Origin of the sequence: Corynebacterium sp. 13CS0277, from assembly GCF_002994655.1 — a bacterium.
Taxonomy (GTDB): Bacteria; Actinomycetota; Actinomycetes; order Mycobacteriales; family Mycobacteriaceae; genus Corynebacterium.
The window spans coordinates 54,363-67,669 of record NZ_PPDL01000005.1; the positions used below are offsets into that span (position 1 = coordinate 54,363).

Annotated in this window: 10 protein-coding genes; 3 read left to right on the top strand and 7 right to left on the bottom strand. The window is 68.6% G+C overall.

Going from position 1 to position 13,307, the window contains the following annotated elements; translation table 11 throughout:
• The first annotated feature begins 982 nt into the window (after positions 1–982).
• Entirely contained in the window at positions 983–1,639 is a 657-nt protein-coding gene (locus C1Y63_RS02925) for an NAD(P)H-binding protein (RefSeq protein ID WP_158256067.1), read from the top strand.
• A gap of 134 nt (positions 1,640–1,773) precedes the next feature.
• On the opposite strand, the gene C1Y63_RS02930 is transcribed toward C1Y63_RS02925, so the two are convergent.
• From C1Y63_RS02930 to C1Y63_RS02940, 3 genes are all read right to left on the bottom strand, one after another.
• Entirely contained in the window at positions 1,774–1,968 is a 195-nt protein-coding gene (locus tag C1Y63_RS02930; RefSeq protein WP_106014973.1) for a hypothetical protein, read from the bottom strand.
• Positions 1,969–2,032: 64 nt separating this feature from the next.
• A complete protein-coding gene (locus C1Y63_RS02935) occupies positions 2,033–2,716 on the bottom strand; it encodes a YceI family protein (protein ID WP_106014974.1) in 684 nt (227 codons plus the stop codon).
• Between the two features lie 134 nt (positions 2,717–2,850).
• The gene (locus tag C1Y63_RS02940) at positions 2,851–3,195 is read right to left on the bottom strand and encodes a hypothetical protein (RefSeq protein WP_106014975.1); all 345 of its coding nucleotides are present in this window, start codon (positions 3,193–3,195) and stop codon (positions 2,851–2,853) included.
• Between the two features lie 265 nt (positions 3,196–3,460).
• On the opposite strand from C1Y63_RS02940, the gene C1Y63_RS02945 reads away from it, so the two are divergent.
• Complete coding sequence (locus C1Y63_RS02945; protein WP_106014976.1) at positions 3,461–3,859, top strand: RNA polymerase-binding protein RbpA; 399 nt, start codon at positions 3,461–3,463, stop codon at positions 3,857–3,859.
• A gap of 211 nt (positions 3,860–4,070) precedes the next feature.
• Here the strand turns inward: C1Y63_RS02945 and C1Y63_RS02950 are convergent, their stop codons facing one another.
• The 4 genes from C1Y63_RS02950 to cobN form a co-directional block, all read right to left on the bottom strand.
• A complete protein-coding gene (locus C1Y63_RS02950) occupies positions 4,071–4,859 on the bottom strand; it encodes a polyprenol monophosphomannose synthase (protein ID WP_106014977.1) in 789 nt (262 codons plus the stop codon).
• A 17-nt stretch (positions 4,860–4,876) separates the two neighbouring features.
• Positions 4,877–6,544, bottom strand: a complete 1,668-nt coding sequence (gene lnt / locus C1Y63_RS02955; protein ID WP_233195547.1) for an apolipoprotein N-acyltransferase — start codon at positions 6,542–6,544, stop codon at positions 4,877–4,879.
• A 136-nt stretch (positions 6,545–6,680) separates the two neighbouring features.
• The gene (locus C1Y63_RS02960; protein ID WP_106015036.1) at positions 6,681–7,241 is read right to left on the bottom strand and encodes an FxsA family protein; all 561 of its coding nucleotides are present in this window, start codon (positions 7,239–7,241) and stop codon (positions 6,681–6,683) included.
• 85 nt (positions 7,242–7,326) lie between these two features.
• The gene (gene cobN / locus C1Y63_RS02965) at positions 7,327–10,944 is read right to left on the bottom strand and encodes a cobaltochelatase subunit CobN (RefSeq protein WP_106015037.1); all 3,618 of its coding nucleotides are present in this window, start codon (positions 10,942–10,944) and stop codon (positions 7,327–7,329) included.
• Between the two features lie 757 nt (positions 10,945–11,701).
• On the opposite strand from cobN, the gene C1Y63_RS02970 reads away from it, so the two are divergent.
• On the top strand, positions 11,702–13,105 hold the full coding sequence (locus tag C1Y63_RS02970) for a precorrin-3B synthase (RefSeq protein ID WP_233195548.1): 1,404 nt from the start codon (positions 11,702–11,704) through the stop codon (positions 13,103–13,105).
• Positions 13,106–13,307 lie beyond the last annotated feature (202 nt).

Consider the following 13,307-nt stretch of genomic DNA (forward strand, 5'->3'; position numbering starts at 1 on the left):
TCACGGCGCAGGCGTTCAGTCGTTGGGGTGACCACGGGGACAACCCGGGCGCTTGGGACATGCGCGCCGTTGGCGCATCACAGTGGAGGCAATCGAGGAGACAACTCGTGTCGGCTCGGCGTGGGTGGCGGATGCGAGACGATGCTCGCGATCCTCAACAGAGGCACGCTCGTCGTCGCACGGCCGCCGCGTTCACGGGCGTGCCTGCAGCGTGGTGCGCTGAGCACGGTCGTAGCCCACGCCCGGTGGTTGCGACCGTGCGGCGCGGCGTGAACCTGATCCGAGTCGAGTGCCCTGAGCGCGGAGCGCAGGAACGCATCGCCGAGGTGAGAGTGAGGATGCGGCCATCCACACAGACGAAGGGGATGGGTGTGGTGGGGACGTCACTGTCAGGGGCTGGCACAACACTGCATCCAGAATGACATAATGTACATTATCGGACTTTTAACGAATGTCCTGATGGTGGCCGTGTGGTCACAGTGCCCAGCTCTTCACCCCGTCACGGTATGGATCTGTTGCTGTGTGCATGGCCTGACGCCCGCATCTGCGGGCTGTCTTGTGTGGGCGCGTCGTCGGCACGGCTCGGCGTGTGCCGCAGCCGCCATGGCGTGCCAAGGGGTCGTGCGTGGTGTGGCGATCCGCGTATCGCTCGCGTTGCTGTGGCGCCCGAGCCTTCCGGCGGGCTGTGGGTGCTCCGCCGTGGCGCGTGTCGGCATGTGCGGTCTGAGCATCCGCAGGTTCCGCGCGATCCGGGGTTCTTCGATCTCTGCATGAGTCGCCCGCACCCCTGGGCCCTGTGCGTCCGCCCCTCCGTATCGCCCGAGGGGTCCTGATCGTGACGGATTGCCATATGCTGCCGGAGGCTCCTTTTTGTCACGTATGACGAAATGTGGGTGTGTTGCCGCAGCTAGGACGCCGATAGTTCTCATCGTGTAGGCGGCCTCCGGGGCGAGTTTTCCTCATGGGTGTACGCTGGGCGGCTATGACTCAGACTGTCCTGATTTTTGGCGCGCATGGACGCGTCGCCCGCCTGGCCACGCCGTTGCTCGCGGAGCGTGGCTGCAAAGTCCTTGGCGTGATTCGCCAGCCCGCCCATGCTGAGGACGTACGTGCCGATGGCGCCGAGCCGATGCTCGTGGATGCGCTCAGCATGAATGTCGATGAGCTTGCCGCTCTCATGGAGCCCGCCGACGTCGTCGTCTGGTCGGCTGGTGCGGCCGGCCGTGGTGGCGCGGAGATGACGATGGCTGTGGACCGGGACCTTGCGCTCCGGGTCGCGGAGGCGGCCGCCCGCACCGGAACCCGGCTCATCATGGTCAGCTTCGTGCGGATGGCGGTGCCTGCGGAGCATCCTCTCCGGACCTATTCGGTGGCCAAGCGCGCCGCCGATGCCGGCATCCGGGACCTGGGATACCACGAAGGCCTTCGTTATGTCATTCTTGGCCCGACGGCTCTCAGCGACGAACCGGCCACCGGCATCGCCGTCATCGCCGAAGGTGATACCGCCGCCGCGGCCACACCGACGAGCCGCGCACTCGTCGCCCAGGTCATCGCCCACTACGCCCTCCAGGACGACCTTCCCTGCGTCACGGTGGACTTCTCCGACGGCGTGCAGGCCACGGCCGAGGTTCTCCCCTAAAAAGTCACCTCTCCCCTGTGCCGCGCGCGTGAGCGGCGAAAAACCTCCTGACGTGCGCTCCGCCCGCCGCAGCACCATGATCGTGGTGTCGCAGCGGGCGGTTGTTTCGTCGTTAGTACGGCCAGGGGCACGCTCTAGGGTCGGCCGCGCGGGGACTCCTGCGCGGGCTGCCCGCCGAGGCGTAGCACCCGCACCATCTGGTAGCCGGTGAGCAGCAACAACACGATGCCGATGCCGACGAACAGCAGCTGCTCACGCACCAGGTACATGAAGACGGCGATGGCGAGGATCCTCAACCCCAACAGGCCCAACTGTGCACTCTGCGACATGGCGTGTCCTCCACTTTCCTTAGAACTGTTGTCGTCGTGGCGTGCGCCTCGTAGCGCTGGACGCCTACTTCTTCTCCAGGGCGAGCCGGATGTTGAGCACACCCTGCTCGTCAATCTTCGCCGCCACGAACTCCGGCGAATCCACGCCAAACTCCGTCCGGTCGAAGGGCAGGTCGCCGGCGACCACGAGACGAGCGCCCGTGCGCAGCACATCGAAGGTGCCGGTGACCTCACGGGCAGTGCCGTGGAGGGTGAGCATGCCGGTGAGCGTGGCTGTGCCCACCCGACCGTCCTCGGGGACGCTTGCCACATCGACCGGTTCGGTCAGTGTGAAGGAGGCAGTCGGGTAATCGTCCGTATGGAGGATGTTGCGGCGCACGTTGATGTCGCGCTTTTCTACATCGGTGCGAATCTGCGTGAGATCCACGGTCACCTCACCAGCAGTGACCACGCCGTCAGCGATCGTCACCGCGCCGGTGACCGCGTGGGTGGTGCCGGAGGTGTCTTTTTCCTGGCCGGGCAGCAGCTCGTGGAAGGTGTAGCCCACGGCGGTGGTGTTCCTGCCTGAACCTTTCACCACGGACCACTCCCCCTCCAGCGGCGTCGATGCGGGCAGTGCCCCGTCGGCGGACAGGCCTTCAGTTTTAATGCCTGTGCTTGTCAGCGCCTTATAGGCGACGGGGCCAACGCTCGCGAGCGCGAGCACGATAATCGCGACGACCAGCAGGGCCACAACAGGCTTTCTCATGATTGGTCATTCTAGTCCCTCCACCGTCACCCCGCGCCGCCACCCCCAATCCCCCGGGGGTATCCCGGGATCGCTCCCGCGAGGCACCCCGGAGGCCTCCCCAGGGCAGGGCCGGCGCCGGTGGCGCAGGCGCGCTAGTCCCGCACCCGCAGCTGCTCAATCTGCTTGGCGAGCTCCACCAGCTCCCCGCACAGCAGCGAGATGTCCTCGCGGTCCTCCCCCTCGGACACGGCCGTGGCGATATCCTCGGCCGCGCAGCGCAGCTCGAAGAGCCGGTCGGTGAGCTGCTCCGCGCGCTCCGGGGTGAGGATCACCGCGTTCTGCGGAATAGGCGTGCCCTTGACGTTGTTGCGCTGTTCGTACGCCCGCTGGCGGCAGGACTGCCCGCAGTATTGCTTCGGGCGGCCCCGGCCGGCGAACTCAATTTCGCGGCCGCACCACTGGCAGGTCGGCGGTTTCCGGTGTCCATGTGCTTTCACACTGGCACACTGTAGCCCTGCGGCAAGTCACCGCGCGACCCCACGGGTTCGCACCTGTGGATAACTCGTTGCCGGGGCCGGCACATCCCCACCGGCGGGCGTGGCGTGGACGTTGCTGGGGCGTGGACTCGTTCCCCTGCAGCGTGACTCGCTATACTGGACACTTCCGATGCGGCGCGCCGCTCTCCCCCACCGCAGAGGCAACACGGTGTGGGCTGGCGCGGTGGTGCCGTCACTTTTCACAGTTGTAAGGATTGATGCGCAAATGGCAGATCGTGTTCTTCGCGGCAGCCGCATGGGTGCGGTGAGCTACGAGACGGATCGTGATCACGACCTGGCTCCCCGCCAGATGGTGAAGTATAAGACGGAAGCGGGCGAAGTGTTCGAGGTTCCGTTCGCCGATGACGCTGAGGTTCCTGGCACCTGGCAGTGCAAGAACGGCCAGATGGGCACCCTCATGGAGGGCGAGGGCCTGGAGGCGAAGCCGGCGAAGCCGCCGCGCACCCACTGGGACATGCTCTGCGAGCGTCGCACCATGGAGGAGCTCGACGTCCTCCTGGAGGAGCGGATTGAAATCCTGCGGAAGCGTCGCCGCAACGCCGCCCGCCTGCTCAAGCAGCAGGAGGAGGAAGCAGCGGCCGCAGCCGCAGCCGCCCAGGAGTAACTGCGCTGACCTTCACAGGTCAGGCACTGAGCCTTTTTCTTTATCGGGGCCCCACGCCCGCCCTCGTCGGCGGCACGTGGGGCTCCCCTTTTTTACTCCCGCTACGGACCGTGGGTGCGGCGGGCAGGATGGTCCCATGGGAAGACCCCGCCCGATTCCTGCTGCAATGGCAGGAAGATCGGCGCGGGGTCGAGGTGTGCGGCCGCGTGGCTTAGCGGTTACGGAACTTCTTCCACTGGTACTTCGCGAGCTTCGTGGTTTCCTTGGCGATCTCCTTGAGCTGCTCGCCACGGTGGGCGACACCCCAGCGGGTGACTTCCGCGAGGGAGGAGCCGACGAAGCTGCCGTCGAGCTTGGATTCGCCGATCTCACGCTCGGTGAAGGTGATGGGGACTTCGCGCACGTCAAAACCGTCGCGGATGGCGCGCCACGCCAGGTCGACCTGGAAGATGTAGCCGGCGTTCGACAGCTCGTCGAGGTCCATCGCCTCGATGACCTCGCGGCGGTAGGCGCGGTAGCCGGCGGTCATGTCCGACAGGCCGGCGCCAAGGGCCAGGCTGATGTAGAGGTTGCCGCCGCGGGAGAGCACGTAGCGCTTCGCCGGCCAGTTCACCACCTTGCCGCCCGGGATGTAGCGGGAACCGATGACGACGTCCGCGCCGTCGGCGATGGCCTCCAGGAGGGTGTGGAGCTGCTCCGGGGCGTGGGAGCCGTCGGCGTCCATTTCGCACAGGACGCCGTAGTCGCGCTCCAGGCCCCAGCGGAAGCCAGCGACGTACGCGCCGCACAGCCCGCCCTTGCCCTCGCGGTGGAGGACGAAGAGGTGCTCATCGTCAGCGGCCATCGCATCGGCCCGGTCGCCGGTGCCGTCGGGGCTGTTGTCGTCGACGATGAGGACGTCGACCTCGGGGTTGGCGCTGCGAATCCGATCCACGATCAGCGGCAGGTTATCCAGCTCGTTGTAGGTCGGAATGATGACCAGCGTTTTCTCCAGCGTCACAGCGTGCCTTTGTTTCTTCAGTCGGTGGTGTCAGGTGAGTCGGAAGGTGTGGGCCGGGCGTGATGCCCGCGCCGGCGGGTGGCAACCCACGCGCCCAGTGCACACAAGAGTCCAATGATATCCAAGCTGGTGGCGATTGGTGAACCCGCGCGGGCAGCCAGGGTGCGCCCCTGCTTGAGCGGCAGCGTATCGGTGAGAACATCCTGGGTGAAGATCTCACTGTGGTCCAGCACCGTGCCTGAGGGGTCGATGAGCGCACTGACCCCGGAGGTGGCGGCGACGATGACGGCGCGGTCGTACTCCACCGCCCGCACCCGGCTCATCGCCAACTGCTGGTAGGTCATGTCGGTGAAGCCGAAGGTGGCGTTGTTCGTCGGGGTGGTGAGGATTTCCGCGCCGTGGGCGACAGCGCTTGCGGCCGAGCCGTCGAAGGCGACCTCGTAGCAGGTGCTCACCCCGACGGTGATCTCCCGGCCGATGAGCGCCCCGGTGAGCCGCACCGTGCCATCGCCCGTGCCCGGTTGGAAGTTGCCCGCCTGATCCACCAGGGGGCTGATCGTGCGGAAGAAGTCCCGCAGGGGCATGTATTCGCCGAAAGGCTGCAGGTACTTCTTGTAGTGGTAGTCCCCCGCCCGGCCGTCGGCGTCGAAGACAACCATGGTGTTGCGATCCCCCACCGCGTCCGCGGTGACGGTGCCGACGAGGATCGGGGCCTGCAGCTCGCGCGCAGCACCCGCCACCCAGGCGCCGGCCTGGGCATCACGGAAAGGATTGACGTCCGAGGCGTTTTCTGGCCACACCGCGAAATCGACGGGCGTGCTGATGCTGTCGGTGGCGTCGACGTGGTTGCGGAGCACTGCGCGGCGCTGGGCGTTGAAGTCCAGGCCCATGCGCGGCACGTTGCCCTGCACCGCGGCTACCCGCACGTCGCCGACAGGTGCCGGCGTCGGCAGGTGCGCCACCCCCAGCACGAGCGCCGTTGCCCCCACGAGCACGCCCGCAGTGACCCGGCGGGCCCGCCGGAGTGGGGTCGGGGCGGTCCTCGCACCGCGACGCCAGTCGGCCAGCGCCTGGACACCCAGGACGACGAGGGCTGCGAGCGCGACGACGAGGACGGTGATCATGGTGGGGCCCGCCACCCGCGCCGCCCACACGAGTGGGCCGTCTGCTTGGCCCCAGCTGATGCGTCCCCAGCCGAACCCGCCGAATGGCCAGCTGGCGCGCAGCCACTCGACTGCCACCGTCACCACAGGCGCCATGAGCAGACCCCACCGCAGCCGCAGCACCCGCGCGAGCAGCACGCCTAAGCCTGCCGAATAGAGCGCCTCCGTGACGGCGAGCGCCACATAGGGCATGGCGCCGACGAATTCCCCCACCCACGGCAGCAACAACAGGTACAGGGCCAACCCGTGCGCCAGGCCGACCACCAGGCCCCCACCCGCGCTGAGAGGCCGGCCACCCCAGGGGGCCGCGGCAGCGAGGAACACCGCCATGCCCACGATCCCGAGCGGCCACAGGCCGTGCGGGGCGAAGGAGAGATACACGCCCACGCCGCCGACCGCGGCAAGCAGCATGCGGACAGCCAGCACCCCCAGGCCCGCCCAGCGGGCGCGGCCCGGCCGCGGGCGGTCGTGGGCGGCGTGCGGGTGCGCGGCGGGTGGGGGCAACAACGTCATCGGGGTCATCGGGCCTCACAGAAGAACACACGGGGGTGCGCCCCGTGGGTTGCGGGGGTGGTCGTGGCGACACCCCGCGCCCGGCACCGGGGCGCACGCGGTGGCGCGGGGTGCGGATGCGGGGTGCAGGTGGTGTGCGAGGAGGCTATCTCGCTGCCGGCGGGTCCCGGAAGTCCTCCGGGTCGAGCGAATCCGACCAGCGGCTGATGTCCTCTTCCGAGGGCGCGGACTGCGTGCTGCTTGCCGGCCCGTGGGCCGTGGAGGTGGGTTCCTCGGCGTCGATGACGAAGGAACCGTAGCTGCTGCGGCGCTCCCCCATGCCGTACTGGGCGGCCTGGGCGTACATGGCGTCGCCGAAGGCCGACAGGCGGGCGCTGATACTGCGGGCCAGCACTTTGCGCACCATCACGCGCGTCGGCGAGATGATGAGCAGGAGGCCACAGATGGTGGTGATGAAGCCGGGGATGGCGACACCCATCGCGCCGGCCGCAATGAGGCCGAGTTCGCCGGCAGCCTGGCCGGGCGAGCGGCGGCCCCGGGCGGACAGTTCCGCGATGTGGCGCATCTCGTAGGCGGCGAGCAGCAGGCCGCCGAAGAAGAAACCGGCGAGCGCGACAAGCGCCCAGCCGGTGCCAATCCAGCGGGACACGGCGTAGAAGGCGAGGCCTTCGCCGAGGATGTACGGGATTGCGAATGTCAAAGGCACGTGTGCCACTGTATCGGACCCGCAGGCATTCCCCGGTCCTGCCACGCACCCACCGGCGGTGCCGGCGCGCGCGGGGCGGGGGTGTTTAGCGGTCCTCGAGGGTGCCTTCGGCCTCCAGGAAGGTGGCGCGCAGCAGGTCGAGGGATTCCTGGCTGGGCTCCTCCCACAGGCCGCGTTCCGCGGCCTCGAGGAGACGCTCGGAGATGTCCTTCAACGCCCACGGGTTGGACTGGGTGAAAAACTCCCGGTTGACGGGATCCGCCACATAGGTCTCGGTGAGCTTCTCGTACATCCAGTCGTCCATGAGCCCGGTGGTGGCGTCGTAGCCGAAGAGGTAGTCCACGGTCGCCGACATTTCGAAGGCGCCCTTGTAGCCGTGGTTGCGCATCGCCTCCAGCCAGCGGGGGTTGACGACGCGGGCGCGGAACACGCGGCGGGACTCCTCGTGCAGGGTGCGGGTCTTCACCGTCTCCTGGCGGGTGCTGTCACCAATGTAGGCTTCCGGGTCCTTGCCGGACAGGGCGCGGACGGTGGCGACCATGCCGCCGTGGTACTGGAAGTAGTCATCCGAGTCGGCGATGTCGTGCTCCTGGGAGTCGACGTTCTTCGCGGCGACGACGATGCGGCGGTAGGCGGTGCGCATCTGCTCTTCGGCGCGTTCGCCGTTGATGCCGCGCCCGTAGGAGTAGCCGCCCCAGGTGGTGTACACCTCAGCCAGGTCGGCGTCGTCACGCCAGTTGCCGGACTCGATGAGCTCGAGGAGGCCGGCACCGTAGGTGCCCGGCTTCGAGCCGAAAATGCGCGGGGTGTGGGCGTCGACGGTGCCGTCGGCGAGCGCGTGGGCGCGCACGTAGTTCTGCTCCACCGGCTCGTCCAGCTGGGCGACGAGCTGCACCGCGTCGTCGATGAGTGCGAGCACGTGGGGGAAAGCATCGCGGAAGAACCCGGAGATACGCACCGTGGTGTCGATGCGGGGGCGGCCGAGTTCAGCCAAGGGGATGACGGACAGGTCGGTGACGCGGCGGGAGGCCCCATCCCATTCGGGGCGCACACCCAGCAGGGCGAAGACTTCGGCGATGTCGTCGCCGGAGGTGCGCATCGCGGACGTACCCCACACGGAGATGCCGACGCTGCGGGGGAACTCGCCGTCGTGGTCGGCCTGGTAGCGCTCGATGAGGGAGTCGGCGAGCAGCTGGCCGGTCTCCCATGCCAGGCGGCTGGGCAGGGATTTCGGGTCCACGGAGTAGAAGTTTCGGCCCGTCGGCAGGACGTTGATGAGGCCGCGCATCGGGGACCCGGAGGGGCCCGCCTCAATGAAGCGGCCGTCGAGGGCGGCGAGCACCTGCGCGATTTCGCGGCCGGTGCCGGCCAGGCGGGGGATGATTTCCGCGGCGGCGAAGACGAGGATGTTCTCCACGAGCGTGCGGTCGGCGCCGGCGGGCAGGGAGCCTGCGGCGAGGGCGGCGTCGACGATGCCGGGGATGGCTGCCTCATCCCAGCTGGCGGCGTCGAGGGCCTCCAGCAGGCCGCGGGCGGACTCCTCGGCGGCGTCGACCTCCGCGCGGGATGCGTCGCCAGCTTCGCTCAGCCCCAGGGCCTCCCGGAGGCCGGCGGTGGCGCGCTCCCCGCCCCACAGCTGGCGGGCCCGCAGCATCGCCAGTACGAGGTCGATGCGCATCTCCCCCTCGACGGGCTGGCCGAGGATGTGCAGGCCGCCGCGGATGGCGACGTCTTTGATTTCGCACAGCCAGCCGTCGATGTGCATGAGCATGTCGTCGAAGACGTCCTCGTCGGGGCGGGACTCCCAGCCCAAATCCTGGTCCATCTTCGCCGCGGTGAGCAGCGTCCAGATTTCCTGGCGGATCGCCGGCAGCTTCGCCGGGTCCATGGCGGAAATGTTCTGGTGCTCGTCGAGCAGCTGCTCCAGGCGGGTGATATCGCCGTAGGTTTCGGCGCGCGCCATCGGCGGAATCATGTGGTCGATGAGGGTGGCGTGGGCGCGCCGCTTCGCCTGGGTGCCCTCGCCGGGGTCGTTGACGAGGAAGGGGTAGATCAACGGCATGTCCGCGATCGCCTGGTCGGTGTAGCACTCGGCCGACATGCCGACCGTCTTGCCGGGCAGCCACTCCATGTTGCCGTGCTTGCCCATGTGCACGATCGCGTCCGCACCGAACTTCTCCCGCAGCCAGAAGTAGGTGCCCAGGTAGTGGTGGTTCGCCGGCAGGTCCGGGTCGTGGTAGATGCCGACCGGGTTATCGCCGAAGCCGCGCGGCGGCTGCACCATGACCACCACGTTGCCGAAACGCAGGCCGGCGACGTAGATCTCGCCGGTCGTCGGGTTGACGTAGTGGGTGCCGGGCGCGGCCCCCCAGTGCTCCTGCATCTCGTCCTGCATCGCCTCCGGGAGGGTGGCGAAGTAGGCGAGGTAGTCCTCGCGGGACACCTTGAGCGGATTGTTGGCCAGCACCTCCTCGGTGAGCCACTCGGGGTCGTGGCCGCCGGCGTCGATGATGGCGTGCATGAACGCATCCCCGTCGAAGTCGGCGTAGCCGGGGATCTGGTCTACATCGCCCAGGTCGTAGCCGGCCTCGTGGAGGGCGTGCAGCACCCGCAGCGTCGACAGCGGCGTGTCGAGGCCGACGGCGTTGCCGATGCGGGCGTGCTTGGTGGGGTAGGCGGACAGCATGACCGCGATCTTCTTGTCGCTGTTGGAAAGGTGCCGCAGGCGGGCGTGGCGGGCGGCGATGCCGGCCAGCCGGGCGCAGCGCTCCTCGTCCGGCACGTAGGAAAACAGCCCGTCGGCGTCGTATTCCTTGAAAGAGAAGGGCACGGTGATGATGCGGCCGTCGAATTCGGGCACCGCCACCTGGGTGGCGACGTCGAGCGGGGTGAGCCCGTCGTCGTTGGCCTCCCAGTCCGCCCGGGAGCTGGTCAGCGCCAGGCCCTGGATGATGGGAATGTCGAGGGCGGCCAGTGCTGCCACATCCCAGGCTTCGTCGTCGCCACCCGCTTGTGCGGTGGCGGGCTTCGTGCCGCCGGCCGCAAGCACCGTCGTGATCGCCACATCCATGCCGGACAGTTCCTCCAGCAGGGCCTCCGGGGCCTGCCGCAGGCTGGCGGCGAACATCGGCACGGCGCGCACGCCGCGCTCCTCCAGGGCGTCGGCGAGGGCGTGAATGTAGCCGACGTTGCCCGCCAGGTGCTGGGCGCGGTAGTACATGATCGCCACGCTCGGGGCGCCCTCAGGCAGGGTGCGTGCCCGGTCGCTGCGGTCGAGGTGTCCCCAGAACGGCATGCGCTCCGGCGGGGCGAAACCATGCCCGGTGAGCAGCACGGTGTCGGAGAGGAACTTGTACATCTCCCCCAGGTTCTTCGCCCCACCCTCGGCGAGGTAGGTGTGGGTTTCGGTGACGGTGCCGGCCGTCGGCGTCGACAGTTCCGTCAACTCCGCATCCACGGCCAACTCGCCGGAGACGAACACCACCGGGGTGGATCCTGCGACGAGGGCATCCACACCCTCCTCCCAGGCGCGGCGGCCGCCGAGGAGGCGGACGACGACGATGTCGGCCTCGTCGACGTGCTGGGCCAGCGCCTCCATGCTCATGCCGTTGGGGTTGGCGTAGCGGTAGTGGGCGCCGAAGTGCTCGTTGGCGGCTTTCGCCGAGAGCAGATCGGTGTCGGAGGTGGTCAGCAGCAGAATCACGGAAACGTCCATGCCTTTCTTCTGTTGGGGTTACGCGCCCCAGGAGAGGGAGAAAAGAAAAACGCCGCACGGCAGCTTAGAGGCGTGAGTGTGCCTCATGCCGGCGTGGCGACACATGTGTGGTGGAAGGCCCTGCACAGCACCACAAGGTGGCGTGCATGCAGGACCGGCAGGGTGGCTGCGGGTGGCACTGGCCGTGGTCTGGCTTCGCCCCGCCGCACACTGGAAAGCCACGCGCCCGCGTGAAACCCCGGCGGACAATATCCGCCGGGGGACGGTGGGCGTGACGTGCACGGGTGCGAGCCCGTGCGGTGTGGGCAAAAGATTGGGCGTGACAGTGGCGCGACCGCCCCGGATTTTCACCGGGTTCACGGATCCTGGTTCGCCGCAGCCGCCATGCATGTGGGGACAACCTTACCTGCTCACCCGAATCGCCCGGCCGTGACGTCACACTCCACTCCCCCGCGACTACCCCCGCCGCGCCCCGGGCCCTGCGGCGCCATGCTCCCCCACGCCCGGGGCGCGCCACCACACCGTCTCCCGCAGCCGCACCCGGCCCGGTGGGCAGCCTCGGGGCTGTGAGCTACTCCCCTGGGCGTCGTGGGGTTTCTCATAGAAGATGCCCGGAACTTTTTTGCCCGGGCACAATCGGGCAAGGCCAGGGCGCAAACCGGGCGCATCTGGGCCGACACCCACCGGGGTATCCCCACCACCGTCCACCCGCCAGGGTGGGTGCCTGCGGCGTAGGGTGTGGGGCATGAACGCTCGAGAGACACAAAAAACACCAGGTCAACAGGCATCCAAGCCTAACCTGGCAGGTGGCATCGACGGCGACGTCACCACAGGCGCCGGTACCGGCGATCTCGCGACCTGCATGGTGCTCGGCGACCGCAGCCGCGGCGACGGCTGCCCCGGCGCGATCCGCATGCACCAGGCCACCGACGGCTACATCGGCCGCGTGCGCTTCCCCGGCGGCTTCATTACCGCCGCCGAGTGGGACCAGCTCGCCGCCATCTCCGCCGAATTCGGCGACGGCGACATCCACCTGACCACCCGCGGCAACGTGCAGATGCGCGGCGTCGCCGACCAGGAGGGCTTGAGCGCCCACCTGGACCAGCTGGGCTGGATTCCGAGCCGCGCCCACGACAAAATGCGCAACATCATCACCGAACCCCTCCTGCCCGAGTGGGGCGCCTGGGCGAAAACCCTCGACGCTGCGCTGCGCGCCGAACCCGGCACCGCAGGCTTGTCCGGCCGCACCCTGTTCGCCCTCGACGAGGGCGCGGGCCGGGTGTCCCGCTTCCGCCCCGACTTCGGCCTCCAGCGGCACCCGCAGCACGCAGGCCACCCCGCCCGGCAGAACGACCACGCCTACCTCATCATCGGCGGTCGCCTCTTCGACGCCGGACACACCCTGGCCACCGGGCTGGGTGCTGTGGTGGCGCTCGCCGCCGCCTGGGCGGAGATCCGCGGGGACAACTGGCGCGTGCGGGAACGTGACACCGCTCCCGCCGAACTCCTCGCCCACCTCGGAATCGACGCCCAAGAGATCCCCACCCCCGCCGACACCCACACCCGCCCCATCGGCTGGTTCGAAATCGACGCCCCCCACGGCGCGGGCGACGAGGACATCACCAGCCCGCAAGCCGCCGACATTGACGACCCCGCCACCTTCGGCGGCGACCCGGCGCGCCGGGTGTCCCTCGGCGTCGGTGTGCCCTTTGGGCGGGTGACCGCCGCGCAGGCGCGCCTGTTGGGGGCGGTGGGGTATCCCACGACGGTGACGGCGTGGCCGTCGATCACGATTCACGGGCTGCACGAGGCGGAAGCCGACGCGGTGGTCAAGGTGCTGGCCCCTGCGGGGTTTGTGTTCCACCAGGATTCCCCGCAGGTGCGGGTCACGGCGTGTACGGGTTTGCCGGGCTGTGAGAAGTCGGCCACGGACGTGCGCCGCGATGCGTGGCAGCTCATGGCGGACCCGGCGCTCATGGCCACGAGCACGGAGGAGGTGTTCGCTGAGGCTGGCCGCGAAGCGCCTGCGGACGGGGATCTGTTGGTGCACTTCTCCGGGTGTGCGCGCCGCTGCGGGCACCCGGGTCGCGCCCACGTGGAATTCCTCGCCGAGGGCGAGGGCGAGTACACCACTCAGCTGCGCCCCTAACCCCCAGTTACCCCCGGTGCGGGTGCGCGCCGGGTGGGATGCGGGTAAAGCTATACACAACGAGCCGTGCAGCACATGCGAAGCCCTGTGGGCGCTGCGCTGTGCGCTGGCTGGTTGTTCACAGTCTTCTCTTCTTCGCCGCTTTTGCCAGGTTGTGGAATCCCTGGAGGAAGTGTGTGCCGCTGTGTGTGGCGGCACAAGA